General features: G+C 69.0%; 26 protein-coding genes. 15 read left to right on the top strand and 11 right to left on the bottom strand.

Going from position 1 to position 25,810, the window contains the following annotated elements; genetic code table 11:
• Positions 1–179 precede the first annotated feature (179 nt).
• Positions 180–2,204 (top strand): ATP-binding protein, encoded by a 2,025-nt coding sequence (locus JNUCC0626_RS02180; RefSeq protein WP_394617931.1) that lies wholly within the window; start codon positions 180–182, stop codon positions 2,202–2,204.
• Positions 2,201–3,319: a helix-turn-helix transcriptional regulator gene (locus JNUCC0626_RS02185; protein WP_394617932.1), complete on the top strand. Its 1,119-nt coding sequence runs from the start codon at positions 2,201–2,203 to the stop codon at positions 3,317–3,319. Before JNUCC0626_RS02180 ends, JNUCC0626_RS02185 begins: the two co-directional genes overlap by 4 nt.
• Here JNUCC0626_RS02185 and JNUCC0626_RS02190 read toward each other — a convergent pair.
• Positions 3,306–3,947 (bottom strand): DedA family protein, encoded by a 642-nt coding sequence (locus JNUCC0626_RS02190; protein WP_394617933.1) that lies wholly within the window; start codon positions 3,945–3,947, stop codon positions 3,306–3,308. The two genes, JNUCC0626_RS02185 and JNUCC0626_RS02190, sit on opposite strands and share 14 nt — an antisense overlap.
• 23 nt (positions 3,948–3,970) lie before the next feature.
• Between JNUCC0626_RS02190 and JNUCC0626_RS02195 the strand changes: the two genes are divergently transcribed.
• From JNUCC0626_RS02195 to JNUCC0626_RS02205, 3 genes are all read left to right on the top strand, one after another.
• On the top strand, positions 3,971–4,762 hold the full coding sequence (locus JNUCC0626_RS02195) for a cytochrome c biogenesis CcdA family protein (protein WP_394617934.1): 792 nt from the start codon (positions 3,971–3,973) through the stop codon (positions 4,760–4,762).
• An 8-nt stretch (positions 4,763–4,770) separates the two neighbouring features.
• Positions 4,771–5,244 carry a TlpA family protein disulfide reductase gene (locus JNUCC0626_RS02200; RefSeq protein ID WP_394617935.1) on the top strand — a complete coding sequence of 158 codons (474 nt, stop codon included), beginning with the start codon at positions 4,771–4,773 and terminating at the stop codon, positions 5,242–5,244.
• A 157-nt stretch (positions 5,245–5,401) separates the two neighbouring features.
• Positions 5,402–5,692, top strand: a complete 291-nt coding sequence (locus JNUCC0626_RS02205; RefSeq protein ID WP_394617936.1) for an HPF/RaiA family ribosome-associated protein — start codon at positions 5,402–5,404, stop codon at positions 5,690–5,692.
• A gap of 18 nt (positions 5,693–5,710) precedes the next feature.
• On the opposite strand, the gene JNUCC0626_RS02210 is transcribed toward JNUCC0626_RS02205, so the two are convergent.
• The 3 genes from JNUCC0626_RS02210 to JNUCC0626_RS02220 are packed head-to-tail and all read right to left on the bottom strand — an operon-like array spanning position 5,711 to position 9,598.
• Positions 5,711–7,939 (bottom strand): PEP/pyruvate-binding domain-containing protein, encoded by a 2,229-nt coding sequence (locus JNUCC0626_RS02210; RefSeq protein ID WP_394617937.1) that lies wholly within the window; start codon positions 7,937–7,939, stop codon positions 5,711–5,713.
• Positions 7,940–7,997: 58 nt separating this feature from the next.
• Positions 7,998–9,095: an MAB_1171c family putative transporter gene (locus JNUCC0626_RS02215; RefSeq protein WP_394617938.1), complete on the bottom strand. Its 1,098-nt coding sequence runs from the start codon at positions 9,093–9,095 to the stop codon at positions 7,998–8,000.
• Positions 9,092–9,598 (bottom strand): hypothetical protein, encoded by a 507-nt coding sequence (locus tag JNUCC0626_RS02220; RefSeq protein WP_394617939.1) that lies wholly within the window; start codon positions 9,596–9,598, stop codon positions 9,092–9,094. Before JNUCC0626_RS02220 ends, JNUCC0626_RS02215 begins: the two co-directional genes overlap by 4 nt.
• A gap of 69 nt (positions 9,599–9,667) precedes the next feature.
• Here JNUCC0626_RS02220 and JNUCC0626_RS02225 point away from each other — a divergent pair, with 69 nt between their 5' ends.
• On the top strand, positions 9,668–10,015 hold the full coding sequence (locus JNUCC0626_RS02225; RefSeq protein ID WP_394617940.1) for a YciI family protein: 348 nt from the start codon (positions 9,668–9,670) through the stop codon (positions 10,013–10,015).
• Complete coding sequence (locus JNUCC0626_RS02230; RefSeq protein WP_394617941.1) at positions 10,015–11,205, top strand: RNA polymerase sigma factor; 1,191 nt, start codon at positions 10,015–10,017, stop codon at positions 11,203–11,205. The genes JNUCC0626_RS02225 and JNUCC0626_RS02230 overlap by 1 nt, the downstream gene beginning before the upstream one ends.
• Here JNUCC0626_RS02230 and JNUCC0626_RS02235 read toward each other — a convergent pair.
• Genes JNUCC0626_RS02235 through JNUCC0626_RS02245 form a run of 3 tightly spaced genes read right to left on the bottom strand, consistent with a single transcriptional unit; the run spans position 11,146 to position 13,398 of the window.
• Entirely contained in the window at positions 11,146–11,703 is a 558-nt protein-coding gene (locus JNUCC0626_RS02235) for a copper resistance CopC family protein (RefSeq protein ID WP_394617942.1), read from the bottom strand. The genes JNUCC0626_RS02230 and JNUCC0626_RS02235 overlap by 60 nt on opposite strands.
• A gap of 25 nt (positions 11,704–11,728) precedes the next feature.
• On the bottom strand, positions 11,729–12,229 hold the full coding sequence (locus JNUCC0626_RS02240) for a 2'-5' RNA ligase family protein (RefSeq protein ID WP_394617943.1): 501 nt from the start codon (positions 12,227–12,229) through the stop codon (positions 11,729–11,731).
• Positions 12,226–13,398, bottom strand: coding sequence for an MFS transporter (locus JNUCC0626_RS02245; RefSeq protein WP_394617944.1), 1,173 nt, complete (start codon positions 13,396–13,398; stop codon positions 12,226–12,228). Before JNUCC0626_RS02245 ends, JNUCC0626_RS02240 begins: the two co-directional genes overlap by 4 nt.
• Positions 13,399–13,523: 125 nt before the next feature.
• On the opposite strand from JNUCC0626_RS02245, the gene JNUCC0626_RS02250 reads away from it, so the two are divergent.
• On the top strand, positions 13,524–13,919 hold the full coding sequence (locus JNUCC0626_RS02250; RefSeq protein ID WP_394617945.1) for an ATP-binding protein: 396 nt from the start codon (positions 13,524–13,526) through the stop codon (positions 13,917–13,919).
• Between the two features lie 82 nt (positions 13,920–14,001).
• A complete protein-coding gene (locus JNUCC0626_RS02255) occupies positions 14,002–14,403 on the top strand; it encodes an ATP-binding protein (RefSeq protein ID WP_394617946.1) in 402 nt (133 codons plus the stop codon).
• Here the strand turns inward: JNUCC0626_RS02255 and bla are convergent.
• Genes bla through JNUCC0626_RS02270 form a run of 3 tightly spaced genes read right to left on the bottom strand, consistent with a single transcriptional unit; the run spans position 14,396 to position 19,430 of the window.
• Positions 14,396–15,295: a class A beta-lactamase gene (gene bla, locus JNUCC0626_RS02260; protein ID WP_394617947.1), complete on the bottom strand. Its 900-nt coding sequence runs from the start codon at positions 15,293–15,295 to the stop codon at positions 14,396–14,398. The two genes, JNUCC0626_RS02255 and bla, sit on opposite strands and share 8 nt — an antisense overlap.
• Positions 15,296–15,299: 4 nt before the next feature.
• Positions 15,300–15,935 carry a GntR family transcriptional regulator gene (locus tag JNUCC0626_RS02265; protein WP_394621950.1) on the bottom strand — a complete coding sequence of 212 codons (636 nt, stop codon included), beginning with the start codon at positions 15,933–15,935 and terminating at the stop codon, positions 15,300–15,302.
• Between the two features lie 18 nt (positions 15,936–15,953).
• Positions 15,954–19,430: a BTAD domain-containing putative transcriptional regulator gene (locus JNUCC0626_RS02270; protein WP_394617948.1), complete on the bottom strand. Its 3,477-nt coding sequence runs from the start codon at positions 19,428–19,430 to the stop codon at positions 15,954–15,956.
• Between the two features lie 469 nt (positions 19,431–19,899).
• Here JNUCC0626_RS02270 and JNUCC0626_RS02275 point away from each other — a divergent pair, with 469 nt between their 5' ends.
• Genes JNUCC0626_RS02275 through JNUCC0626_RS02300 form a run of 6 tightly spaced genes read left to right on the top strand, consistent with a single transcriptional unit; the run spans position 19,900 to position 24,637 of the window.
• Positions 19,900–21,279, top strand: coding sequence for an extracellular solute-binding protein (locus JNUCC0626_RS02275; protein ID WP_394617949.1), 1,380 nt, complete (start codon positions 19,900–19,902; stop codon positions 21,277–21,279).
• A gap of 25 nt (positions 21,280–21,304) precedes the next feature.
• A complete protein-coding gene (locus tag JNUCC0626_RS02280; protein ID WP_394617950.1) occupies positions 21,305–22,138 on the top strand; it encodes a carbohydrate ABC transporter permease in 834 nt (277 codons plus the stop codon).
• Positions 22,135–22,956 carry an ABC transporter permease subunit gene (locus JNUCC0626_RS02285; protein ID WP_394617951.1) on the top strand — a complete coding sequence of 274 codons (822 nt, stop codon included), beginning with the start codon at positions 22,135–22,137 and terminating at the stop codon, positions 22,954–22,956. The genes JNUCC0626_RS02280 and JNUCC0626_RS02285 overlap by 4 nt, the downstream gene beginning before the upstream one ends.
• Positions 22,956–23,321 (top strand): ATP-binding cassette domain-containing protein, encoded by a 366-nt coding sequence (locus tag JNUCC0626_RS02290; protein WP_394617952.1) that lies wholly within the window; start codon positions 22,956–22,958, stop codon positions 23,319–23,321. Before JNUCC0626_RS02285 ends, JNUCC0626_RS02290 begins: the two co-directional genes overlap by 1 nt.
• Entirely contained in the window at positions 23,270–23,938 is a 669-nt protein-coding gene (locus JNUCC0626_RS02295; protein ID WP_394617953.1) for an ABC transporter ATP-binding protein, read from the top strand. The genes JNUCC0626_RS02290 and JNUCC0626_RS02295 overlap by 52 nt, the downstream gene beginning before the upstream one ends.
• Before the next feature lie 6 nt (positions 23,939–23,944).
• Positions 23,945–24,637, top strand: a complete 693-nt coding sequence (locus JNUCC0626_RS02300; RefSeq protein WP_394617954.1) for a phytanoyl-CoA dioxygenase family protein — start codon at positions 23,945–23,947, stop codon at positions 24,635–24,637.
• Here the strand turns inward: JNUCC0626_RS02300 and JNUCC0626_RS02305 are convergent.
• Complete coding sequence (locus tag JNUCC0626_RS02305; protein ID WP_394617955.1) at positions 24,613–25,746, bottom strand: mandelate racemase/muconate lactonizing enzyme family protein; 1,134 nt, start codon at positions 25,744–25,746, stop codon at positions 24,613–24,615. The two genes, JNUCC0626_RS02300 and JNUCC0626_RS02305, sit on opposite strands and share 25 nt — an antisense overlap.
• Between the last annotated feature and the right edge of the window lie 64 nt (positions 25,747–25,810).

Raw genomic sequence — 25,810 nt, forward strand, 5'->3', positions numbered from 1 at the left:
CGGGATGGGGACCGGAATCTGGCGGTGAGCGACGGAGGGTGAGGAGTGAGCGTCTCAGCCGGTGACCGGTTCCAGGCGGTGCCGACCGGTATCGGCGCAGTTCACGGCCGTTTCGGGAGTGGTACCGCAATTGTTGAGCGACATTTCTTCTTTGTGCATTCGCTCCTAGAATCGCGCGCATGTGGTCGTCGGGGCACTCGCGGGCCCGCCTGGTGGGGCGGGAACGGGAGTTGACGACCGTGCGTCGGCTCCTGCGCAAGCACCGGCTGGTCACCCTGACGGGACCGGGAGGGGCGGGGAAGTCACGGCTCGCGGCCGAGTTGCGGCTCGGGGACGCCGTGGTCGAGCTGGAGCCCGTGCACCGGCCGGACCTGCTGTGGCACGTGATCGCGTTCGCGTTGAACGTGTGGGAGGAACCGGGCTCGTCGGTGCACAAGGCGGTCATGCGCGCGCTGGCCGACCATCGCGTGTTGGTCCTGGACAACTGCGAGCACCTCATCGACGAGGCCGCCGCCGCTGTCGCGGAGTTGCTGGCCGGGTGCCCACGCCTGCGCGTGCTGGTGACGAGCCGGGAACCGCTCGACCTCGCGGGCGAGATGTGCGTCGAACTCGGTCCGCTGCCGCCCGCGGAGGCCCGGCAGCTGTTCGTCGAGTGCGGCGGGGCACCGGAACTCGCCGACACCGTGCGTGATCACCTGCCGTTGGCGATCGAACTTGCGGCGGCGCGCACCGACGTACCCGAGCGGCACCAGACCCTGGACGCGGTGATCAGGTGGAGCTACGACCTGCTCACTCCGGCCGAGCAGGCGGCGTTGCGGGCCCTGTCGGCGTTGATCGGCGACTTCGACCTGGGGCTGGCGGCGGCGGTGTGCGGGGTGTCCGCCGACGCCGTGGCGCTGATGGGATCGTTGCGCGCCAAGTCTTTGGTCGTGCGGTCGCCGTCGCTCTCGAGCGCGCGGTTCCGGATGCTGGAGTCGATCCGCCTGTTCGGTCTGGCCCGGCTGGAGGAGCACGGCGAAGCGGCGCCGACGTTCGACCGGCTCGTCACGCACCTGACCGAGACGATCCAGGCCGTCGGGGCCGCACCGGTCGTCACGAGCGAGATGAACGCGTGGCTGCTGAGCCAGGAACACCAGCTGCTGCACGTGATCGGCCGCGTCCAGCGCACCGATCCGCGCTACACCTGGCTCGTCGCGGGCGTCGTGCACGTCTGGTACGTCCAGGGGTCGTACAGCGAGGCGATGAACTTGGCGTGCGCCACGTTGACGCACGGGCCGTTGACATCGCACGCCGAGTTGCTGCTCTTCCGCGCGGCCTGGCTCGCGGGCTTCACGGGCAACGAGGCGACGGCGTTGCGGTTCGCCGAGGCGTTGGTAGCGCATCCGGCGACCAGCGAACCCTCGTGGGACGCCCGTGCGTGGAACGCCTTGGGCTACGCACGGGGCGTGAACTCCGATCTGGACGGTGCGCGCGTGGCCAACGAACGATCGGTGGCGGCCGCACGCGCGATGAACAATCCTGCTTTGTTGATGACGTTCCTCAACAACCACGCGTGGCTGCTGATGCGCCTGAACGACCTGCCGGGCGCGCTCGCGGCGACGCTGGAATCTCTGTCGTTCGGTGTGCTGGACGCCTTCCACCTGATGGCGTCACGGCACACCGCAGGGGTGATCGCGCTGGCGTCCGGTGACGTCGACCAGGCCGAGCACCACTTCCAGATCGCGTTGCGCGTAGGAGCGCCCGCCGCCGTGTCCGAAGCCGGCGTGCTGGAAGGACTTGGTGTCGTGGCAGCTCGTCGTGATGATGCCGACCGTGCGGTCGTGCTGCTCGCCGCCGCCGAGGTCGCGCGCAGAAAACGTGGTTCGCGCAAGGAAGAACCGTGGAACCAGATGGTGGTGGACGCGCGCGAACTCGCGGTGGAATCGGCCGGTCCGCGCCGGGCGGTGCAGGCTCGGCAACTGGGCGAGCGGCTCGACCACGCCGGGCTGATGGCGTTCGTGAGCGCGGGTCGGCAGGACGACCCGCTGACCGTGCGGCAGCGGGAGATCGCGGACCTCGTGGCGGACGGGCTGACCAACACGGAGATCGCGACCCGGCTGGGGATCTCGGCGGGGACGGTGCGCTCGCACGTGACCCAGATGCTGTCGCGGCTGGGGCTCACGTCGCGGACCCAGCTCGCGGCCCGGACGGCGAGGGCGCGGTGACCTGCGAGGACTGCGGAACGGCGCTGACCGCTCCCGGCAAGTACTGCTCGGGCGCGTGCCGTCAGCGCGCCTATCGACGCCGTGCGCGTGACGTCGTGCCCACGTCGTTGCGACTGGACTCGTTCGTCGGCCGTGCCGCCGAGGTCGCGGATCTCACGAAGCTGTTGGCGCGCAACAGGATCGTCACCGTGACGGGGCCGCCGGGCGTCGGCAAGTCGCGGCTCGTGCACGAGGTGGTCGCGCATCGGCAGAACGTGCTGTTCGTCGAACTCGCGGACGTCAGCCGGGTGCCGGACCTGCTCGACGTCGAACCGGCGCTGCTGGTGCTCGACGGCTGCGAGGGCGTCCTGGAGGACTGCGCGGCTTTGATCGCACGGCATCCATCGGTGCGTGTGCTGGCCACGAGCCACTCGCCGCTGGCCGTGGCGGGGGAGCAGCAGTACCGGCTGCAACCGTTGAGCAGGCACGAGGCGAAGCGGTTGTTCAGCGACCGGGCGACGGCGCTCGACAGCGAGTTCGACGAGAAGTCCGCGCTGCTGGACTTCGTGTGCGAGCAGCTCGACCGGTTGCCGCTCGCGCTCGAACTCGCGGCCCGGCTGGTGCGGGTGCTGACGCTGGAGGAGATCGCGGGCAGGCTGGACGACAGGTTCGCCGTCCTCACGCACGCCCCGCGTGACGCCCCTGCGCACCACCGGACGCTGCACGTGGCGTTCGACCGCGCCTACCAGCTGCTGACCGACGAGGAAAAGGTGGCGCTGCACGGGTTCGCGCTCGTGCCGGGCACCATCGACGCCGACCTCGCGGAGGGGTTGCAGGCGCGGTCGTTGCTGGAACCCGGGCCCGTGATGCTCGAGTCGGTGCGGCAGTTCGCGTTGCCGGGGGTGTCCGTGGCGCCGCCGAGTCCGCAGGCCGAGCCGGAGGAGACCGCGCTGTCGTGGCGTGACGAACGACTGTTGCGCGTCGCGGCGATGGTCGCGGAAGGTCTGACGAACAAGCAGATCGCGGACGACCTGCACGTGTCGTTGCGGACCGTGGAGGCGGACGTGCGCGACCTCAAGACGGTGCTGGGCGTGCGGTCGCGCGCCCAGATCGCCGCCTGGACTACGCGGGCGTGACCTCTTCTGCTTTCTCGGCCTTTTCGGCGGCCTTGGCGAGGCGCTTCTTCACGATGAAGACACCGGCCACACCGAACACCACCGCGATCGCGAGGCCCGCGTAGGAAAAGCCCTTCAGCCACTTCTCGGCGACGACACCGAGGTAGTAGACGGCGGCCGCCGTGCCGCCCGCCCACACGATGCCACCCAGTGCGTTCGCGACGAGGAACCGGCCGTACGGCATGTGCATCGACCCGGCCAGCGGCCCGGCGAGAATGCGCAGCAGTGCCACGAACCGGCCGAAGAACACGGCCCACGCACCGCGTTTCTGGAACACCCTGCGGGCGTGGTCGAGCTGCGTTTCCCCGAAGTGCTTCGGGAATTTCCGCCCCATCCACGCAAACAGCCGGGGCCCGCCGCGCCGCCCGATGAGGTACCCGAAGTTGTCACCGATGATGGCGCCCGCGCTCGCCCACACGCCGATCCACAACGGGCTCAGCTCGTCGTGCTGTGACGCCAGCAGCGAGGCCGTGACCAGCACGATCTCGCCGGGCAACGGGATGCCGAGCGACTCGAAACCGATCACCAGGCCGACGATGACGTACACGAGCAGAGGTGGAATGGCTTCGAGCCACTGTTCGATCGGCACGTCCCCACCCTAACCTCTGCCGCGTGAACGAGCTCGCACTAGCGGTTCTCGCGGGAATGGTGGCCACGGTCAACCCGTGCGGTTTCGCGATGCTGCCCGCCTATTTGGCACTGGTGGCCCGGGACTCTCCCACGCGTGCCTTTATGTCCGGTTTGGTGATGACGGCCGGATTCGTCACTTTCTTCGGCGCATTCGGAATTCTGGTCAGCCCGGTGGCCGCGACGCTCAAGCGCTACCTGCCGTTCGTGACGGTCGTGATCGGGCTCGTGATGCTCGTCGTCGGCGTGCTCCTGCTGCTGGGCAAGGACCTCTACGTCCGGCTGCCCAAGCTGTCCGCCGCGCCGCGCAGCCTGTGGTCCATGTACGGCTACGGCATCGCGTTCGCCATCGCCTCTCTCTCGTGCGCGATCGGCCCGTTCCTCGCCGTGGTGGGCGCATCGCTGCAAACGGGCGTGTTCGCGTTCCTGGCCTATGCGTTGGGTATGGGCCTCGTGGTCACCGTGCTGGCCGTGACGGGTTCCGCACTCGCACCGCACGTTCGTCGCCTGCTGCCACACGTCGGTCGCATCGGCGGTGTGGTGTTGGTCTTGGTCGGTGCCTATGTGACCTACTACGGCGTCTACGAGCTACGGCTGTTCCTGGCCGGTGGCAGCGCCATCGACCCGGTCGTGCGGGGTGCGGGCCGGTTCCAGTCGACGCTCGTGCAGCTCGTGTCAGCGCTTGGGCCGTGGCCGTTCGTGGTGGTGTTGGTCGTCGTCGGTGCGTGGTGGCTGAACCGGAGGAGGCGCAAGGCCGTACGTCCTGACGGGAGGTGAGGGGCCGAATGCGCATCCTCGGACTGCTGCTAGGGATCCTGCTGCTCGCCGGCTGCGCGGAGAAGACACCGCCACCGGAGAAGTTCCAGTTCACCTCGAAGACGTTGGACGGCGCGGAGTTCCGCGGCGACAAGCTCGCCGGACAGCCCGCCGTGCTGTGGTTCTGGACGCCGTGGTGCCCGTCCTGCAACGCCGAGGCCGAGACCGTGGAGGCACTCGCCAAGCGGCACGACAAGGTCCAGTTCGTGGGCGTCGCGGCCGAGGACCAGCTCGACGCGATGAAGAAGTTCGTGGCCGACCACAAGATGAGCAGCTTCCCTCACCTCGCCGACCTCGACGGCTCGGTCTGGAAGCGCTTCGGCGTCACCGCGCAGCCGACGTTCGCGTTCGTCAGCGTCGACGGCTCGGTCGAACTCCTGATCGGTTCACCCACCGAAGAACAACTCGACGAGCGAGTTTCCTCTTTGGTGCCAAAGACTTGATCCCAGTGAAATCACCAGGTCCCCTGGCAGCACCATCTCCTCAGTAGAAAGACCCTGCTGTGTCGGGACCAACGCCTGGTTCGGCGTTGCGATCGAATTCGTATCGTCGAACTGGCCGCGCGGCGCTGTCGCGCGGCCTCTGAGGAGGCAGGTGTCGATGGACTACATCCAGGTCTCGCTCGCGGAGGCCATCCCCGAGCAGGCCAGGGACTACGCGTCCGCGCGGATCGGGTCGCTGGACCGGTACGCGCCGGACCGCGTCGACTTCGCGTGGGTCAACCTGACCTCGGACAAGTCCGTGATCCACGCCCACGCGCGGCTCGACCTGAAATGGGTCGAGGTGCAGGCGTACGCGGAGGCCGACACGGTGACCGAGGTGATCGACCTGGTGCGCGAACGCATGCGGCGCCAGCTGGTCTCGATGCGCGGCGTGGCCGTGCACAACTGATTCTGGACAACAACTGACCTAAGGCAGCTTTCGCACCGTCCCGCGCGTGCCGTCCACCACGACGACGTCTCCGGTGGCGATGCGGGTGGTGGCGTTCCCACATCCCACGACCGCCGGGATCCCCAACTCGCGCGCGACGATCGCCGCGTGCGACAGCGGCGCACCCACGTCCGTCACCACCGCGGCGGCACGGGTGAACAGCGGCGTCCAGCCGATGTTCGTCACCGTCGTCACGAGAACCTCGCCTTCCCGCAACGCCTCGCCGTCCTCGACCCGCGCCAGCACCCGTGCCGTGCCCTCCACGACGCCCGCCGACCCCGCGAAACCCGTGACGTCGGCGGGCATCGGCACGTCGGTCGTCGCGTCGTGGAGGTCGGCGCGGCGGTCCGGCGAGGCCGCCCACGACTCCGGGTCGAACCGGCCCCGGATGACCGTCGGATACGGCGGCAGCGCGCGATACCGCTCGTACGCCTGACGTTGGGCGGGCGCGCGTTCCAGCAACGAGGTCTCGCCGCCGAGCACGCGCAGCACGTCGTCGATCGGCAGGAAGAACAGGGCGTCACCGGACGACGTGAGTTCGCTGGCCCGCAGCACGAACGCCCGCAGCACGCCGAACACCCGCACCATCTCGGAGCGGGCCTGTTCCCGCGCCCGAGCACCCGCGCCGATGCGGTCGAGCCGTTTGCGGATCTTGACCGCCTCGCCGGGGTGCGCGGCCAGCAGCCGTTGCCACGCCTGCGCGCGCTTCGCCGCCTGCCGTTCGAGCAGGGCGCCGGGATCGCTGAACGACTCGAGCTGCCGGGAGATCCACTCGGGATCTTCGGCGGGCCGAGGCGCGGACAGTTCGAACTCGGCGGCACACCGATGTCCCCAGGTCCGGGCGAACGCCTCGCGGTCGATCTCGCCCGCCCTGAGCCGGGCGAGCCCGACCAGCGGACCGAGGCTCGCGAGCCCGCCGCCGTCGTGGAAGCCCGTCAGCAACGTAGCCGCGTCGTCCTCGCCCACGAGCGCGACCAGCGTTCGCCGGAACGCCGCCGGACCGCCCGCGATCATGCGCGCACCGGCGTCCAGCACGGGACACACCACCCGCAACAGGTCGTCCAGCTCCCGCCGCCACACCTCCAGCAACGCGGCGGTCGTCGTGGCGGTGGCGATCTTCCGCTGCGCCGCCGCACAGCGTTCCGGGTTGGCGCGGACCAGCCGTTCGCGCTGCGTCCGGTACCGGAACTGCTGCTTGAGCGGCTCGCCCGCACCCCGCAGCACGGCGCCGAGGATCGCGGCCCGCGACATCGGCAACGGCGGCACCGCCACCCCGGCCGGGATCCGGCCGAACGTCTCCTCACCCGCCCGCAGCATCTCGTCCGCCCGGCCCACCGCCGTGCCGAGCGCGGTGTAGGTGCTGATGTTGAGGTAGAAGCGGCCGCCGATGTTGCCGGAGATCCGGTGCGGCCCGATCGCCGCACTCGACAGCACCCGCACCACCGACCACGTCACCGGCGTCATCACCTCGGGCACGGCCTCGCCGACGTTGCCGCTGGACCACAGGTAGTCGCCGTCGAGACTGTCGTTCCACTCGACCCGCAACGCCGTGATGGGCCGCGCCTGCAGGATCTGGAACCCGCCGCCCGCGAACGCCCACTCGACGTCCATCGGCGTGCCGTACAACGCCTCGATCCGCTCGCCCAACGCCACGAGCGTCGCCTTTTGCTTGGAGGACAACAGATCTGCGGCGTCGGCCGCACCGCTGACGAGCGCCTCACCGAGCCCGCGCACCGCGTTGGTCACCGGCTCGGCCCGTCCGGTCACCGGGTCCGCCGTGAACAGCACGCCCGAGATCTCCGCGGGCACCATGCGTTGCACGACGACCGCCATCTCGGCCGACGCGACCCCGTTGCGTTCCCGGTAGGCGACGGCCCGGTCCGAGCGCAGCGAGTCCCAGCACCGCAGGATCGCGTCGAACAGCCCGTCCTCGGACACGTTCAGCACGGTGTCGTGCTGCCCGGCGAACGACAGCCCCGGCAGGTCCTCCGCCGTGGCCGACGACCGCACCGCCACCGGCCCGCCCAGCTCCCGGAACGCCTCCAGCACGCCCTCCATCGACCGCTCGCGGTAGGCGCGGGTCGTGAGGTGGAACCCGGCGGGCACCGGCAGACCGGCCGTGACCAGCCGCGCGAGCGACGCGCCCTTGCCACCGGCGGTCGCCAGGGTGGCGCGCGGGTCGTCGAGGGGGAGGATCAACGGGGACATGATCGCCATCGTCGCCCACGAGGTCGCGGGATGGGGCGGCAACGGGCAAAGCGGTCCGTCAGCGCGGCAACGTCCGCGACACCTCGATCAGCCACCCGAGTTCGGCGTCCGGATCGTCCGGCCGGTTGTCCGGCGCCCCCGTCCCGTCGGTCACCGGCACTCCCTCCCGCCGGCGCCGCAACCCGTCCGCGATCAACGCCGCCTCAGCCGCACCGTCCCCAGGCACCGCGAAAGGATCGAGATGCGGCCGCAACCGCAACCGGCCGTCCCAGATCTCGATGATCCGCCGGTACAACGCGCGCTCGGGATGACGAAAGCCCGCGTGCCGCGCGGGCACGTCCAACGCCAGTCCGGGGAACTCCTCGTACAACGCCCGCCACAACGGCCCGAGCCGCCGATAGGACCGGTCGATCCGCCACCAGTGCGCGAGGTGGTCGAGACCGAGGCGCCCACCCACCAGCGGTAGCGCGATCCCGATGAACACCAGCCCGGAAGCGGTCAGGTAGAGGTTGCCGATCAGGTTGCCGCGAAGGACCGGCACCACGACGCCCAGCTGATAGGTGACCATCGCCGACAGCCGCACGACCGTGTACGCGATCGCGATCACCGAGGCCAGCGCGATCGCGATCAGCCCGTACCGCAGCGAGAACCGCTCGGCGACCAGCACGTAGGCCCAGGAGGCCCGGATCAGCCCGACGCACAGCACGGCGAGAGCGACGAGGTAGACGTAGCCGGCGGCGGAGGTCACCGGCACCTGGATCGCCTTGTCGGCGTTGGCCAGCACCTCCTCGTAGTTCGACGGCACGAACGCGAACAGCACCACCACCAGCACGATCACGCCGGACGTCCACCGCAGCACCGAGCTGCGCGCACCGGGCCTGACCACGTGCAGGAACCCGCGCTGCGCACACGCCGCCGCCAGCAACGTCCCGCAGTTGGACAGCGTGCCCGCCGTGTTCAACGTCGTGACAGCGTCGACGGCGGCACGCACCACGGTGAACTGGAGCGCCAGCGAGAACGTCAGGATGCCGAGCGACGCGGTGATCCACGTCATCGCCGGGTTGGCGTTGCGGTGCAGCTGGAAGAGCCGCAGCACGAGCGCCGTGCAGCCCGCGACGACGACCAGGATCACGTACTGCTGGGCGGACCAGTTCACGAGCGGAGTCCCGGGGCGAGTGCCGCCTCGACGCGGTCGAGGAGCGCGCAGAGTTCGGGGGAGAGGGGACGCACCCGGGACGGCAGTTTCCCGGCGCGTTCGAGCATGAGCATCGCGAACATCTCCGCCTGCCGCTCTTCCGGCGCGCTGTAGGCGGTCCGGCCGAGCACCGACCTGACCATCGCGGGGTCGAGGGACGGCAGCAGCAGCCGCAACGCCAGGTCGGGGTCGGGCTGCGGGGTCTCGTGGTCGCAGAGCAGGTGGCCCAGCTCGTGCAGGACGATGTGCTCCTGGTGCATCGGGCTCGTGCCCGCCGCGTACCAGATGTGGTCGGTCGTGCCGGTCGCGATCCACAGCCCGCTCGGGCCCTCCGGCGGCATCGCGGCGGCCCGCAGCACGATCGGCCGTTGCCTCGTCGCGGCGATCCGGCGGACGAGCTCCTCGACGCTGAACGGGTCGGGCACGTCCAGGAGTGCCACGATCTCAGCCAGCCGCCCGCTCACGAAACAGAACGTACACGGCTGTCGAATCGGGCCTTCCGCGTTCGTGTACAGGGGGAGAGGAGAGTCACGATGACGCAGAAGTACCTGCTCAGCATCTACCAGCCCGACGGCGAGGTGCCGCCGCCCGACGTGCTCGAGCCGATCATGGCGAACCTGAACGCGCTCAACGAGGAGATGCAGGCGAAGGGCGCGTGGGTGTTCGCCGTCGGCCTGCACCCGCCGTCGACCGCGACCGTGCTCAGGGTGAAGGACGACGACGTGCTGATGACCGACGGCCCGTTCACCGAGGGCAAGGAGCACATCGGCGGGTTCACCGTCATCCAGGCCGAGGACCTCGACGAGGCGCTCGACTGGGGCCGCCGGCTCGCCGGGGTGCTCAGCCCGTTGTCGATCGAGGTCAGGCCGATCGCGGTCTGATGATCGAGGAGATCTTCCGGGCCGAGTACGGCCGCGCGGTGTCCGTCCTGACCCGCTTCCTCGGCGACCTCGACCTCGCCGAGGAGGCCGTGCAGGACGCGTTCGCCAAGGCCGTCCAGCGCTGGCCCGTCGACGGAACGCCCCCGTCCCCGGCGGGCTGGCTCATCACGACGGCCCGCAACCAGGCGATCGACCGCCTGCGCCGCGAAGCCAAGGGCCGCGAGAAGTACGCCGAACTGCTGCCCCAAGAGCCGTCGACCGAGGAGGTGGAGGACGTGCCCGACGAACGGCTGCGGCTGATCTTCACCTGCTGCCACCCGGCGCTCGCGCGGCAGGCCCAGGTCGCGCTCACGCTGAAACTGTTCGGCGGGCTGACCACGGCGGAGATCGCCAGGGCGTTCCTCGTGCCGGAACCCACGATGGCGCAACGGATCGTGCGCGCGAAGGGCAAGATCCGGGCGGCCCGCGTCCCGTACCGGGTGCCGCGCGACGCCGACCTGCCCGACCGCCTCAACGCCGTGCTCGCCGTCCTCTACCTGATCTTCAACGAGGGCTGGCTCGACAAGCACGACCTGGCGGACGAGGCGATCCGGCTCACCCGCGTGCTCGCGCACCTCATGCCGGACGAACCCGAGGTGCGCGGCCTGCTGGCGTTGATGCTGCTCATCGCCTCCCGGCGGGACGCACGCCTGCGAGACGGCCGGATCGTGCTGCTGGCGGACCAGGACCGCACGAGGTGGCGCGCGGACCTGATCGCCGAAGGCCAGGACCTGGTGCGCGACTGCCTGCGCCGGAACCTTCCCGGGCCGTACCAGATCCAGGCCGCGATCAACGCCGTGCACAGCGACCCGCCGACCGACTGGCACCAGGTCGTCGCCCTCTACGACCAGCTGATGGCACTCACCCCGAGCCCGGTCGTCGCCCTGCACCGGGCCGTCGCGATCGCCGAGACCGAGGGCCCGCTAGCAGCCCTGGCGTTGGTCGACGCGTTGGACCTCGACCGCTACCACCTGTTCCACGCCGTGCGCGCGGACCTGCTGCAACGCCTCGGCGAAGATCCGTCGGCATCGCTGAAGGCCGCGCTGGAACGGGCCGAGCACCCGGCCGAACGCGACCTGCTGACCGAACGCCTACGCGTCCTCGGGCTTGCGCCGCCGCACGAGCAGGATCGCGCCGACGACCACCGCTAGCCCGATCAGGATCCACACCCACAGCGGCACGCCACCGGACTCGGCGGGCGTCGTCGACGGCGGCGCGTTCGACACCGGCGCGCTCATCGTCACCGACGAGGGCGGCGCCGCGCTGGACGAGGTCTGCTCCGGCGCGGTCATGGTGAACGCGAACGTGCCGGTGATGGTGTCACCGTCGTCGGACTTGGCCGCCCACGCCACGGTGTGCGCGCCCGACTTGGCCGTCTTGACGTCGAGGGTCGCCGTGATCGTCTTGTCGACGGCCTCCACCTTGGTGATGGTCACCTTGGCACCGTCGGCTCCCGTGACGGTGACCGCGTCCCCGTCCGGCAGCTGGATCGCCTCGCTGAACACCAGCTCGACGGTCGCGGGCGGGGCGGCCAGCGCCGCGCCGGATGCCGGGGTGCTGCTCTTGAGCTCCGCGTGGGCCTGGGCGGGGACGACCACGGCCGTCGCGGCGAGCAGGGCCAGCACGAGGGCGCTGAAGTAACGCGTCACGTGCGCAGCGTAACGGCAGAGTCGATCAGTCCGGCAGCCTCAATTCGTGCCGGAAAACCTCTTCGAACCGCGGCCGCCCGGCGGCACTGCGGTCGGCGACGAGCGCGATCCGGTCCGCGACCCACTCGCCCGCCAGCGGCTGACCGGCGAGCGTGGCGGGCACCCGGCCGCGGGCCAGCACGACGTCCGCGCGGAACGGCTGCGGGTGCGTGACCGGCACGATCGGCGCGGTCGCGGCGAACACGGCCGCCGCGAGGTCGTCCAACCCCGCCACCGGCACCCCCAGCCACTGGCCGATCGAGCGCGTGCGCGGTCCCAGCACGCAGCGCACCGCGGGTGCCCCGTCCAGTTCGTCGGCCAGCGCCTCGGCCAGCGCGGACACGAGCCGTTCGGGCACGGTGCCCAGGGGACGCACCTTCACCATCCACTGCGCGGGCACCGACCACTGGACGCCCGGCGCTCGATCCAGCGCGCCGAGCACCTCGACGATCTCCGGCGGTGGCCAGAGCGACACCGACAACCTCACCCGGCAGAGTGTGGGACACGCGGCCCGGCGGGGACGAACGCCAGCCCCGTCGCGATCAGCGCGGCAGCCCCGGCCACGAGCGCCGGCGCGTTCGGTTCCACCTCGTACAGCACACCGGTCAGCATCGGCCCCACCACGAACGTCAGCCCGCTCGCCAACGTCACGAGCCCGGCGACCAGGCCCTGCCGCTGCGGCCCCACCCCGAGCGAGGCCGTCGCGGTGAACCCGGTGACACCGAGCCCGACACCCAGCGACACCACCAGCAACGCCAGCGTCAGCACCCCGGCCGACGGCGCGGTGGCGAGCAACGCGTACCCGGCCACGGCCACGGGCGCGCCGATCTTCAGCAGCCGGTCCGGCGTCCACTTCAGCAGCGGCACCAGCACACCCTGGGCCAGCACGAGCCCGAGCCCGGCCGCGAGCATCACACCCCCGATCGCCCCGGACTCGATCCGCTCCCGATCGGCGGCGAGGAACACGACGACGACCTCGGCGATCGCGAAGGACAGGTACAGGAACAACCCGGCACCGAACGCGGGCAGCAGTTCCACCGGCTGCACCCGCACGGGTTCGTGCACCACGGGCACCGGAGGCTTCACCATCACGAGCACCACGGCCGCCGCCACCAACGCCAGCACGGGCGCCAGGTAGACCGGCCACGTCATCGAACCGGCCGCGAGCGCACCGGCGATGATCGGTCCGACCAGGACGCCGAGGCCCTGCGCCGCACCCACGAACCCGATGGCGCGCGTGCGATCCCCGACCCCGGCCGTCGTGAGTCCCGCGACCGCGAGCGCCGCGACGAGCACCGCCGCGATCCCGATCCCGAACACCACCCCGCGGAAGAACAGCACCAGCAGGAACGCGAAGTCCGTGCTCAGCGACTCGGTGAGCCCGAGCGACACGACGGCCGCGAACCCGGCGGGCCCTGCCACGCACAGCGCGAGTCCGGCGATCAGCACGACCCGAGCACCGGCGGCGTCGACCAGCAGCCCCCACAACGGGCTCGCCACCGCCGTCGCCACGGACGCGACCGAGAACAACAGACCGATCTGGCCCGTCGGCAACCCGAAGCTCACGGCGAGTGGGCCGACGACGGAAGCGAGTTGTTGCTGCACCAGGTACATCAGCAGCACGGCGATCAGCACTGGTGTCAGCGTTCTGGGCACGCGGTTCCCCCTGGCGTTGCGGCGGAGCCGTGAGGGTAGTTGACGTTGATGAACGGAAGGGATGGTTTGGCCGTCGATGCACTCGGGTAACCGGGCCCGAACTGATCAACTGACTGAGGAGCGGTTTGGCTCGCGACCAGGCGGCACGGACGGGAGAGGCGGCGGACCTGCCACTGGGCAGGCAACGGCCGTCGCTCGCGGCGGTCCGGCGCTGGGTGCGGCTGGAGCTCATGGGCGAGGACACCGACGCGGTGTCGGACGTGTTGCTGGTGGTGAACGAGCTGGTCAGCAACGCGTACCGGTACACGTCGGAACCGTCTTTCTTACGCGTCGTCGTGGAGCAGAAGAAGATCCGCGTCGAAATCGCGCACGACGCCCGAGCCCATCCGCCGTTGCGCAAGGTGTCCCGGCCCCAACGCGGCTACGGCCTGGTCCTGGTGGCCCGGCTGTCCGACCGGTGGGGTGTGGACAGGGCTCACGGGGGCACCGTGGTCTGGGCCGATCTCCCGAGGTCGTCATGATTCCAGTTCGGTGGGTTTCGATGTGCGCGCTCTGGGGTATGAAGCCTGCTGCCTTGAACGAACAGGGCGCGGGGAGATGCTGATGGGTATTGCAGGACGGTCCGGCGAACGACTGGACCTCGTCCTACCGGAGGGTGCTCTGCCGCTCGCGAACGTGCGGGCGGAGGTGCGTCGCCTCTTGAGGGGCATGCACGAGAACGTCATCGTCGACGTGATGGTCGTGGCCACGGAACTCGTGAGCAACGCCTACCACCACGCCGCCCCGCAGCGCCGGGCCCGGATCTTCCGCCTGCCCGAACGGGAGGTGGTGCGGGTCGAGGTCGACGACGGCACCCCCGGCCGTTTCCCCCAGCTCGGGCGGATGGGCTTCCTCGGGCGACGGCAACGAGGGTTGTTGCTGGTCAACGGTTTGGCGCAGGTGTGGGGGCACAACCGGTTCCCCGACTCCAAGACCGTGTGGGCGGACGTGTCGTCCGTCAGGTGAGGGTCTTGACGACGTAGGCGGCGGCTTCGGCGACGAGAGCCTCGTCGTACTTCGCGTCCGCGGACGCCTTGCTCGACATGATCGCGATCAGGACCGGCTCCCGGTTCGGCGGCCAGACGACGGCGATGTCGTTGACCGTGCCGTGCTCGCCGGTGCCGGTCTTGCTCGCGACCTCACTGCCCTGCGGCACCCCGGCGCGGACGCGGTTGGCGCCGGTGACCGACCGCGCCAGGAGGTCCTTGAGGAAGTCGCGCTTCTCGGGCTCGAGCGCGTCGCCGAGCACGATTCGCTGGTAGTCCGTGCCGAGCGAGCGCGGGGTGGCGGTGTCGCGCGGGTCGCCGGGGGTGGCCGAGGTGATGTCCGGTTCGATCCGGTCCATCCTCGTCTCGGTGTCGCCGAGCTCGCGCAGGTACTTCGTGAGCTCCGCCGGACCGCCGACCTCGCGCAGCAGCAGGTTGCCCGCCGTGCCGTCGCTGTAGCGGACGGCGGCGTCGCACAGGTCACGCAGTTTCATGCCCGTTCGGACGTTCTGCTTCGTGATGGCCGAGCTCTTCATCAGCTCGGCCTCGGTGTAGGTGACCACCTTGTCCAAATGCGACATCGGGTTGCGGTGCAGAACCGCCGCCGCGGCAAGGCCTTTGAACGTCGAGCAGAACGCGAACCGCTCGTCCGCCCGATGTTCGATCGTGCTTCCGTTGTCGCTCATCGCGTAGACGCCCAGCCGTGCGTCGAACTTCCTCTCCAGCTCGAACAACGCCTCGTGCCGCACGGGAGCCGCGCTCGTCGTCGGTGTTGCCGTCGTCGTCGTGGTTGTGGTCGTGGTCGGGGTGGCGGCACAGCCGGCGAGCGGGAGCAGGGCGAAGGTTTTCAGGACGGTGCGTCGATCGGTCACTCATTCACACTATTGGATCTCTCTGAACTCGCGGCAACGTCAGGTGGACGCGATCGCTGCGCAGGACGACCCTCGACCGTTCCCTCGGCGCGCCCGTGTTGTCGTGGCTGAGCCAGGAGACCGCCAGCAGCGGGGTGGCGGGGCGGACGTGCAGCAGGCTCGCCACTCGTGGGGTGGCGAGTGCGGTGGTGCACCGCGGTTCGCTCTGACGGAGGCGGTAGGTGGTGAGGAACTCCGTCAGGGGAGTGCCGGGGTCGTAGCGGGCGGTGAAGCCCGGGAGCCGGTGCAGGTGCGTCTGGCGGACGCCGATCGGGTTGTCGAGGTGGACCAGCACCGACTCGATGGTGGTGACGTCGTTCCTGGTGCTGATGGTGGTGTGTTCGCGGGCGATCTGGTCGTTCGTCAGCGCGTGCAGGGTGATGCGGTGGGGCTGTTCGGGTGGCGCGACCGTGGTGCCCTGGCGGCCGGTGCCGCGCAGGAGCCTGCCTTCCAGCACCAGTTCGTCCAGGGCTTTGCGGATGGTGCTGCGGGACATCCGCAGCAGGTCCGAGAGCGCGCGTTCCGGTGGGAACGGGGTGTGGCCCGGCAGGTCGTCCAGCAGGGTCAGCAGCTGGGTCTTCGCCTGGTAGTAACGGGGGATGGGGCACGTTTCCCGACGCTATTGCCGGTCGATAACCAGCGACTCATCGTCGGCGTCGGGGATGGAGCCGATCTCCTGGTAGATCCGCTTCGCGGTGTGCTTGTCGCCGTTGAGGTGGGCGACGGCGGCGTCTTTCCAGCGCGACCAGGACACGGTGTCGAGGGCGTGGGGGCCGTGGCCGGTGGCGGCCAGGACCACCGGCAGGTCCACACCGATCAGGCCGGTGATCTGGTGGCCTCCGAGGGTGCTCAGCAGTTCGGTCGTGTCGGGGTGGTCGTGCTGGTGCAGGGCGATCTTGGCGTGGAGGGTCAGCGGGTGGTGCAGGTCGGTCTGGAGGCCGGTGGTCCTGGCCAGAGTCAGTGCTGCGGTGGCGTCTGCTCGGGCTCCCTCGAGGTCGCCGGTCAGCAGGCGGATGCGACCTCGGGCGGCGTAGAGGTGGGAGTGCGTCGGGTTTTCCAGGACCTTCAGGGCCTCGGCGTACCGGCCGTTCCAGAACAGTTCGACGTAGCTGGACGCGGCCAGCCAGGCGAGCGTGTCCTGGTCGCCGTGGCGGTGAGCGGCGGCGCGCGCCTCGGCCCTGGTCTTCTCTCGTTTTCTGGCGTCGCCGAGGGCGGTGTAGGCGGTGCTCGTGTTGACCAGGCAGAGGCCGGTGGAGATGCCGGCTCGTCGGCGTTCTTCGACGGCCTGGTGCAGGTCGTTCGTTCCGGTGGGGTCGCCCTGTTTGACCTTGGCGAGGCCTAGAGCTTCCAGTGCGATGGCCCGTTCCACGCCGGTGGCGTTTCTCAGTGCGCTTTGTGCGGCTGTGGTTGCTTCTTGGAGCCTGTCCGCGAGTGTCAGGGCGTGTGCCACGTACGCTTGCACGTCGTGTGCCGGTTCCTGGTCGAGGAACTCGATCGCCTGGTCCAGGTGGTGCCTGGCCCGGTCGTGGTCGCCTCGGTGCCAGGCGGCGCGCCACGACGCTCTCGCTGCTCTCGCCGCGCCCGCGAAGTTGTCGGCAGCTGTGTGGAGTTCGACCGCTTTCGCCAGTTCCGTTGTGCCCTCGCCGGTTTGAGCCAGGGAGGAGCCGAGCAGGGTGAGGAGTTCGGCGGTGTCCGGGTGTCCGGGCGGGCAGACGGCGAGTGCTGACCGGTAGCAGCGGATCGCGGTTTCCCTGGCGGCCAGGGTGGTGGCTCTCCTGCCGGCGTCGGTGAGGGCGGTTCTGGCTTTGGCGCCCATGATGTCGCACGGGCGTCCGGAAGCTTCCGCGATCCACACCGCCTCCTGGAAGTGGTGCGCCAGCAGGGGAACGTGCTCCAGCGGCAGTGACCGGAACCACTCCGCGGCGTGGTAGTGCTTCATCGCCTTGGTGCCGCGGGGGACCCGGTCGTAGGCGACGTCGCGCACCAGGACGTGGCTGAACGCGTACTCGGCTTCTCCGGCCACGTTGCTCCTGCTGCTGCGGTGCAGGAAGTCCCGTTGGGTCAGGACTTCCAGGCAACGGGTGACCTCTGCTTCGTCTCGTTCGGCCACGGCGGCCACTACTCCTGGCCAGACGGTGGTTCCGATCACCGCTGCGTCTTGGAGCACTGACCTTTCCAGCTGTGGCAAGGAGTCCAGGCGTGCGCCGATGACGTTCTGCACGGTTTCCGGGAGGGCTTCCGGTGCGCCGTCTCTGAGCATGCGGACGTATTCCTGGGCGAACAGCGGGTTGCCCTGCGAGTGCTTGATGAGCTGTTCTTGATCTGCTTTTACGTTGTGGCGCTTTGTCAACGCTTGCAGCAGTTCTGCTGTGTCCTCTTCGGACAATCGCTCCACTTGGACTTCTGCGTGGATCCTCGGGTCTGGGCGTGCGGTGAGGAGGATCAGCAGGGGCACCGTGGTGTTCGCCAGGTCGTTGAGGAAGTTGAGCAGTTGGTCGTCGGCGCTGTGGACGTCTTCCACCACCAGGATCAGTGGTTCGTCGGTGAGCTGTTCGATCAGCCGTCGCCATGCCGTCAGCACGTCGTTGCCCTCGGGGCCCACGCCTACCAGCGCCTTGAGTTGGGTGGCCTGCCACGGGTCCTGGCTGATCGCTTCGACCTTGGCGGCGGTGGTTGTCGCGGTGTCGGTGTCGAGGATCCCGGCGTGTGCTCGGACGATCTCGGCCAGCGGGGCGTAAGTGTCGTTGCTGGCGAACGGGGGTGTGCGGGCGGTCAGGGTCCGTTTGCCGGTGGCGAACTCTTTGACCAGCCTTGTCTTGCCGGTGCCCGGTTCGCCCGTCAGGGTGACGACCCTGGGGCTGTTTGTTCGTTTGACCTGGTCGTAGGCTCGTTGGAGAGCTTCCAATTCTGGTGCTCGGCCGATGAGCGGGGTGTCGTCGCCGGTGCGCGTTGTCGCTCTGGTGGTGACTGGGCACGTCTTGACCTCGCCTGTTGTGGTGTGGGCGAGGAGATTCTGGGCTGCGGCTATGACCGTGCCGCTCACCTCTACGTGGTCGCCGGTGGTCACCAGGGCCGGGCCGGTGGCCACGGCGGCTGCGGCTGGGTGCCGGCTGGTGATTTCCAGGGCCGCTTTGGTGGCTCGTGCGGCGTCGTCTTCGCGGTTTCTCGGGGCGCCGAACGCTGTGCAGATGATGGCGCCCAGGGTGGTGATCTCGGTGCCGCCGAGGGTTTCTGCTTGCTGTTTGATCGCGGCTGCTGTGTTTGCGAGTTGTTCGTCTGCCGCTTCGTCCGTGCCTGTCAGGTCCAGGCGGACGACCAGGACGCTGACCTTCTTGCGTTCATGGACGGTCAGGGTTTCTTGGGTTTGTGCGGTCAGGGCCGGGTCCTGGGTGAGGATGGCGTGTTCCAGGCTGGTCAGGTCTGGGCTGGGGTCCACGCCCAGTTCTGTGGCCAGGTTGTGTCGGGTGGTTCTGGCGGTGGTGAGGGCATCGGCCTGTCTGCCCGCGCGGTAGAGGGCCAGCATCAGCAGGGTTTGGACGCGTTCGCGTAGTGGGTGGGCTTGGGACAGGGCTTCCAGGTCTGCGATGACTTCGCGGTGGTGGCCGCAGGTCAGTTCGGCTTCGTAGCGGTCTTCGGTGGCGGTGTCTTTCAGTTCGGTGAGTTTGGAGAGGGTTGGCCAGGTGATGCCTTCGGCCACCAGGTCCGCCAGTGCTGGGCCGCGCCACAGGGCCAGGGCTGACTGGAGGATGGTTGCCCGGTCCGGGGGTGGGGCTATCGCGGCTTTGGCGAGGGCGGTTCGGAACCTGTGCAGGTCCAGGCCGGTGTCGTCCGTGTTGAGGAGGTAGCCGGGTTTGCGGGTGGTGATGGGGATGCCGGCCTTGCGGAGAGCCGAGACCGCGTTGAGGAGGATGCCTCTGGAGGTGGGTGGGGGATCTGTGGGCCAGAGGGCGTTGGTGAGGTCGCTGATCGAGATGATCTGGTTCGGGTGCAGGAGGAGGTAGGCCAGGGTGGCTCGGCGGGTGAAACCGCCTAGGTGGTGCTCGTGGCCGTCCACGCGCACTTGCAGGGGACCGAGTACCGCGAACTCGATTGCCATTGGTGTGGACCATACCCGGTTACGTTTGTTGGTTGCGTTTTGTTGGTTGGGCTGCGGTTGCGAGGGTGGTCCATCAGGCAGTGACGTCTGAAGTGGGTTGCGATTGGGGCTTGACCTTGAGCCTCTAGCTGGATGCATTCGCGGCCTCAAAAGCCGGGGTGAAGTACGCCCCGGCCGGACCGGACAGGTTGGCATCCAGCCCCTCAAGGTCAAGCCCCAATCGCCATGAACGGCGGAACCGGTTGCTCAACTTGGTAGCAGCCCGTTCGGGCTCGCTTCGCTTCGCCACGCCAGGTTTCGTAGGTGGTGGGGTTTGCGTTGGTGGCTGGCGGTTGGCACCACGCGCCTGGCTTGCGTAGGTGGTCGGCCTGCGTTGACGACTGCGGTTGGACGCCTCATCCCCGGCCACCGCACCGTCCTCCCGTCCTTCCTCTTGTGGGCCAGATGAACTAGTGCCAGGTTGGGAGGCATGGGGCGAACAAAGGTGTTCGGGCTGCTGGTGGTGTGCGGGCTGCTCGCCGGGTGTTTGGGGCAGACGCAGAGCGGGGATCAGGCGCGGAATGCTGATGCCAAGGAGTTCACGCTGACGATCGTCGCCAACGCGGCGGTGGGTGGGAAGAACGCTCGCGGGGCCAACTGGATCCAGAACTGGGTGATACCTCGGTTCACCGAGATGCAGAAGGCCAAAGGGGTGACCGCGACGGTCAAGTTCGAGCAGAACGGTACCGGGGACGAGGACTTCAAGACGAAGGTCGCGCTCGACTTGAAGACCGGTGGTGGTGGGGACGTCGTCGAGATCGACGGGATCTGGCTCGGCGAGTTCGCGCAGGCCGGGCAGATCAAGCCGTTGGACGATGTTGTCGGCGATACGTCGTGGGACGGGTGGGGGCAGATTCCCAAGGCCGTGCAAGGCCTGGGGGAATTTGAGGGTAAGAGGTACGGCGTGCCCATGGGTACGGATGGGCGGGTGTTGTTCTACAACAAGAAGTTGTTCGCGCAGGCCGGGTTGCCTGCCGAGTGGCAGCCTCGGTCTTGGCAGGAGGTGTTGGACGCCGGGGCGAAGTTGAAGGGGGTGGCTGGGGTTACGCCGATTCAGCTCAACGCCGGGTCTGCCATGGGCGAGGCCACGACCATGCAAGGGGTGTTGCCCGCGCTCGTGGGGACCGGGAAGCCGGTGTACGAGAACGGGAAGTGGCAAGGGGATTCGGCTCAGGTCAAGGACGTGCTCGGGCTCTACCAGAAGATTTATGGAGGTGGGCTGGGCGATCCCGTGTTGCAGCAGGAGGCGAACGGGCGGCAGCGGTCGTTCGCGTTGTTCAGCGAGAACAAGATCGGGATCTTGCTGGAGAGTGATTACTTCTGGCGGTCTGTCGTCGAGCCGGTCAACGGGGTGGCGAAGATGGCGGATCGGGACTCCGCTGTCGGGTGGGCGCTGGTGCCCGCGAAGGAAGCCAAGGCCGGAGTGGGTGGGCAGGACTTCGTGAGCATGTCCGGGGGTGGGGTGCGGGTGATCAACCCCAACACGCAGTACCCGCGGCAGGCCTGGGAGTTCATGCAGTTCCTCAATTCGGCGGAGGCGGTCAAGGAGTCGTTGGCCGGGACCGCTCAGTTGACGCAGCGGCAGGACGTCAACGACCAGGTGCTCGGGGGTGACCCGATGCTGTCGTTCATCGCCGAGAAGGTCTTGCCGATCACGCGGTATCGGCCCGGGGTGGCGGACTACCCGAAGGTTTCCGCGGCGTTGCAGCAGGCCACGGCGGATGTTGTGGGCGGGATGAGTCCGGACGAGGCGGCGAAGGCCTATCGGGCCGCGTTGGTCAAGGCGGTCGGCGAGCAGAACGTTGGATAGCTCCGGGTTGGGCGTTCGGCGGGCGGTGGGGTTTGTCGCGCCCGCGCTGGTGTTGATCGGGGTGTTCCTGGTCTTTCCGGCGCTCTGGACGCTCTACATCGGGATCACCAACTACCAGCTCACCGGGGCCGCCGCGGCCAATCCTCGGGTGGTGGGGGTGGAGAACCTCGTCGAGGCCGTGCGGGATCCGCTGTTCACCAACTCGGTGTGGTTGACGGCCTTGTTCGTGTTGTTCTCGGCGGTGATCGGGCAGAACGTGCTCGGGTTCGGGCTGGCCTGGTTGCTGCGGTCGGTGAGTCCCTGGTTGCGGCGGACGGCCGAGGGGCTGGTGCTGCTGTCGTGGATCTTGCCCAGCACGGTGGTGGCGTTCCTGTGGTTCGCGGTGCTGAGTCGGGACACCGGGACGCTCGGCTTGCTGCTCGGGTCGCCACAGACGTCGTGGCTGGTGGAGTACCCGATGACCAGCCTGATCATTTTCAACGTGTGGCGCGGGACCGCGTTCTCGATGTTGTTGTACACCTCGGCGCTGGCCGCTGTGCCGCCGTCGCAGTTGGAGACGGCGCGGCTGGTGGGGGCCTCGGGGTGGCAGACGGTGCGGGACGTGGTGTTTCCGCACATCCGGGGGCACGTGCTGACGAACACGTTGCTGATCAGTTTGTGGACTGCCAACGACTTCACGCCGTTCTTGTTGACGTCTGGTGGGCCCAATCATCAGTCCGAGGTGTTGCCGGTACTGATCTACCGGCAGGCGTTGGAGGGTGGGCAGCTCGGGTACGCGTCGGCGATGTCGATGTTGTTGCTGCTCGGGAACCTGGTGGTGGCGCTGGTGTACCTGCGGTTGCTGCGGAGGCGCGCGTGAGTCCTCTGTGGATGGTGCGGCGGATCGGGTTCTACGTGCTGGTCGCGGTGGTGCTGGCGTTCTTCGCGGTGCCGATGCTGTGGCTGGCCAGTGCGCCGTTCGACGAGAAGCCCGGGCTCGGGTTGCGGTGGCCGGACTGGACGTTGCGCAACGTCGTGACGACTTTCGAGCACCCGTACGCGGTGTCGTCGCTGGTCAACTCGCTGGTGCTGTGCGTGGTCGCCACCGTGGTGACGACGGTGCTCGCGGCGTTGGCGGCCTACGCGTTGTCGCGGGTGCGCATTCCCGGCCGGGATCTGCTGTTGTACCTGTTGCTGTTGTTGTCGTCGGTCGTCACGGGGACGGCGGCGATGGTGCCGATCTTCGTGATGATGCTGCAGCTCGGGCTGATCAACTCGCAGTTCGGCACGGCGCTGGTGATCGCGGGCGGGATGTTGCCCGCCGCGATCTTCATCCTGAAGGACTTCATGGACGCCGTGCCGCGCTCGTACGAGGAGTCGGCGCGGGTGTTCGGGGCGTCGCCGCGGCAGGTGCTCAGCCACGTGGTGCTGCCGGTGGCGCGGCCAGGGGTGGCGACGATCTTCGTGTGGGCGTTCGTCAACGCCTGGGGCAACTTCCTGCTGCCGTTCCTGCTGTTGCGCGACGTCGGGCAGCAGCCGGCGGCGGTGTTGTTGCGGACGCTGTACGACGAGGGCGGCAGCGCCAACCTGACCGTGATCCCGGTGTTCTCGTTGCTGTACTCGATTCCGGTGGTCGTGCTGTACCTGTTCGTGAGCAAGCGGTACGGGTTCCGATTTCACGGAGGCATCAAGAGCTGATGGCGGGCATCACTGTCGAAGGTTTGTCCACTGTGTACCCGAACGGGGTGCGGGCGGTGGACTCGTTGGACCTGGAGATCGCCGACGGCGAGCTGTTCGCCCTGCTCGGGCCGTCCGGGTGCGGCAAGACGACGTTGCTGCGCACGATCGCCGGGCTGGAGGCCGCCACCGGCGGGGCCGTGGCCATCGGGGAGCGGGACGTCACGCGCCTGCAACCCGGCGATCGGCGGGTCGCGATGGTGTTCCAGGACTACGCGCTCTTCCCGCACATGACGGTGTCGGAGAACATCGCCTACCCGCTGCGGGTGCGGGTGTGGCGAAGGCCGTGCAGCAGGAGACCGCCGTGCGGACGGCCGGCGGGCTGAGCCTGGGTGAGCTGCTCGATCGACGGCCGGGGCAGCTCTCCGGCGGGCAGCAGCAACGGGCCGCGCTCGCCCGGGCGGTCGCGGCGTCGGCCGAGGTGCTGCTGCTGGACGAACCGCTGTCCAATCTGGACGCGCGGCTGCGGCTGGAGGCGCGGACGTTCCTCAAGAAGCTGCAACGAGAACTGGCGTTGACGACCGTGTTCGTCACGCACGACCAGGCCGAGGCGCTGGCGCTGGCCGACCGGATCGCGGTGATGGACGCCGGACGGATCCGGCAGCTCGGCACGCCGCGCGAGGTGTTCCAGCGGCCCGCGGACACGTTCGTCGCCAACTTCATCGGCTCCACGCCCATGAACCTGGTGCCGCGCGGCGCGGAGATCATCGGGGTGCGGCCCGAGTACCTCTCGCCCGCCCGCGAAGGGCTCTTCCACGGCGTGGTGTCCATTGTGGAGAACCTCGGCGTCACGTCGCTGGTGACGCTCGACTGCGGTGAGGACCATATCGGGTACGTCGTGCCGGAGGACGAGGAACCCGCGGTCGGCGCCGTGGTCACCGTGGACGCGCCGGACACCCGTGTTTTGCGGTACGACAAGGAGACCGGCCTACTCGTGAGGTGACGAGCGATGTTCCAGACCGACGGTTACGAGACGCACGCCAGCCTGCTGGCACCGGCCGAGTTCGAGGCGTTGGCCGCGCACTTCGAGGCCAAGCTCGCGGCGTTGCCGGAGGGACAGCGGCCTGAGCACATGGACGTGCCGCACCTCACCGACCCGGCGTTGTTCCGCTGGCTGCTGGACCCCGCCGTGCTGGACCTCGTCGAGTCGCTGATCGGACCGGACATCGCGTTGTTCTCGTCGCACTTCATCTGCAAGCCCGCCGGGGACGGGAAGCCCGTGCCGTGGCACCAGGACGCGCACTTCTGGCGGGACAGCATCGACCCGGCCGGAGACGCGGTCACGGTGTGGCTGGCGATCGATCCGTCCACAGTGGAGAACGGCTGCCTGCGGGTGATTCCGGGCAGTCACCGCGCGGCCGTCGAGCACACGGGTACGGCCGACTCGTTCTTCAACCAGGAGACGGCGGTGGACGAGTCACGCGCGGTCGACGTGGAGCTGGAGCGCGGGGCGTGCAGCGTGCACTCGGCCATGCTGGTGCACGGCAGCCCGCCCAACCGCAGCACGCTGCGGCGCTGCGGTTACACCATGCGCTACATGCCCACGACCGTCCGGTTCCTGAAGCCGGACAGCCACAGGATCTACCTCGCGCGCGGCCGTGACCACGCCGGCAACACCTACAGCTCGACCGAGAGCTCCTGAACCACCGACTCGTCCACCTCGACGCCGAGGCCTGGGCCCGTCGGAACCTGCGCCACGCCGTTCTTCACCGTGAGACCGGAGGCGTAGGGCGAGGCGATGAACTGGCGGCCGTTGAGGTCCGCCGGACCGCTGATGCCGTGCGCGCTGAACAGGTGCAGCGACGCGGCCAGGCCGATGTCCGAGTCGGTCAGGCCCGACCCCAGCAGGCGGACGCCGCAGTCCTCGGCCAGCTGGCAGAGGCGGTGGGAGAGCGTGAGGCCGCCGGAGCGTTGCACCTTCGCCACGGCCACGTCGATGGCGTCGAGCTTGACGAACGTCGCCAGGTCGGTGGGGTGCCTCAGGCTCTCGTCCAGGGCCACGGGCAGGGGAGAGGCGTTGCGCAGGCGGCGCTGGCCCGCCACATCGTTGGCCGGTAGAGGCTGCTCGAACGCGAATACGTCGTAGGGCTGGAGCTTCGTGGCGACGCGGAGGGCCTCGTCGACGGTGTAGGCCTGGTTCGCGTCCACCCACAGGGGTGCGTCCGGGGCGGCCTCGCGCACCGACCTGACCACGGCGAGGTCCGTCCGCTCGTCGTGCAGGCCGATCTTCACCTTGAACGAGCGGTAGCCGTTCTCGACGCCCTCCGCCACGGATTCGGCCACGGCGGAAGGCGTTTGGCCGGAGATGATCCAGGCCAGTTCGACCTCCTCGTGCCGACGCTGACCCCACAGGACGCCGATCGGGACGTTCAGGGCGCGGCCGATCAGGTCGTGCAACGCGACGTCGAGCGCGCACTTGGCGAGCGGGGCGCCGATCGAGAAGCCGCGGTTGATCGTGCGGTCGAAGAGCTGACTGATCCGGTCGAGCTGCCACACCGGCTGACCGATGATCGCGGGCGCCAGATACCGCTTGATCGTCCAATAAATCGATTCAGCGGTCTCGTAGGTCCAGGCGGGAATCGGCGTGGCCTCGCCCCACCCGTGCGCCCCACCCGCGCTGATCTTCACGAGGATCCGAATGCTCGGATGACCTGCGACGGCGACCGATCCGCCGGACACGCCGAACGAGCGCAACGTCGGCAGCGCGACGGCGTGGACGCTGACTTCTTCGACGGTCAGGCCGAGCTGCATCGATCCTCCATCTTGACCGGTCAGTGGACCGGACATAGCGTACGGGAAAGCGCTTTCCAATCCG

This window comes from Lentzea sp. JNUCC 0626, from assembly GCF_043632865.1.
GTDB lineage: Bacteria > Actinomycetota > Actinomycetes > Mycobacteriales > Pseudonocardiaceae > Lentzea.

Bases quoted from the DNA above. Each gene is read 5' to 3' on its own strand.
- JNUCC0626_RS02180 (WP_394617931.1), top strand. From the start codon at position 180: ATGTGGTCGTCGGGGCACTCGCGGGCCCGCCTGGTGGGGCGGGAACGG.
- JNUCC0626_RS02200 (WP_394617935.1), top strand. From the start codon at position 4,771: ATGCGCATCCTCGGACTGCTGCTAGGGATCCTGCTGCTCGCCGGCTGC.
- JNUCC0626_RS02205 (WP_394617936.1), top strand. From the start codon at position 5,402: ATGGACTACATCCAGGTCTCGCTCGCGGAGGCCATCCCCGAGCAGGCC.
- JNUCC0626_RS02210 (WP_394617937.1), bottom strand. From the start codon at position 7,939: ATGTCCCCGTTGATCCTCCCCCTCGACGACCCGCGCGCCACCCTGGCG.
- JNUCC0626_RS02225 (WP_394617940.1), top strand. From the start codon at position 9,668: ATGACGCAGAAGTACCTGCTCAGCATCTACCAGCCCGACGGCGAGGTG.
- JNUCC0626_RS02230 (WP_394617941.1), top strand. From the start codon at position 10,015: ATGATCGAGGAGATCTTCCGGGCCGAGTACGGCCGCGCGGTGTCCGTC.
- JNUCC0626_RS02255 (WP_394617946.1), top strand. From the start codon at position 14,002: ATGGGTATTGCAGGACGGTCCGGCGAACGACTGGACCTCGTCCTACCG.
- JNUCC0626_RS02270 (WP_394617948.1), bottom strand. From the start codon at position 19,430: ATGGCAATCGAGTTCGCGGTACTCGGTCCCCTGCAAGTGCGCGTGGAC.
- JNUCC0626_RS02275 (WP_394617949.1), top strand. From the start codon at position 19,900: ATGGGGCGAACAAAGGTGTTCGGGCTGCTGGTGGTGTGCGGGCTGCTC.
- JNUCC0626_RS02290 (WP_394617952.1), top strand. From the start codon at position 22,956: ATGGCGGGCATCACTGTCGAAGGTTTGTCCACTGTGTACCCGAACGGG.
- JNUCC0626_RS02300 (WP_394617954.1), top strand. From the start codon at position 23,945: ATGTTCCAGACCGACGGTTACGAGACGCACGCCAGCCTGCTGGCACCG.
- JNUCC0626_RS02305 (WP_394617955.1), bottom strand. From the start codon at position 25,746: ATGCAGCTCGGCCTGACCGTCGAAGAAGTCAGCGTCCACGCCGTCGCG.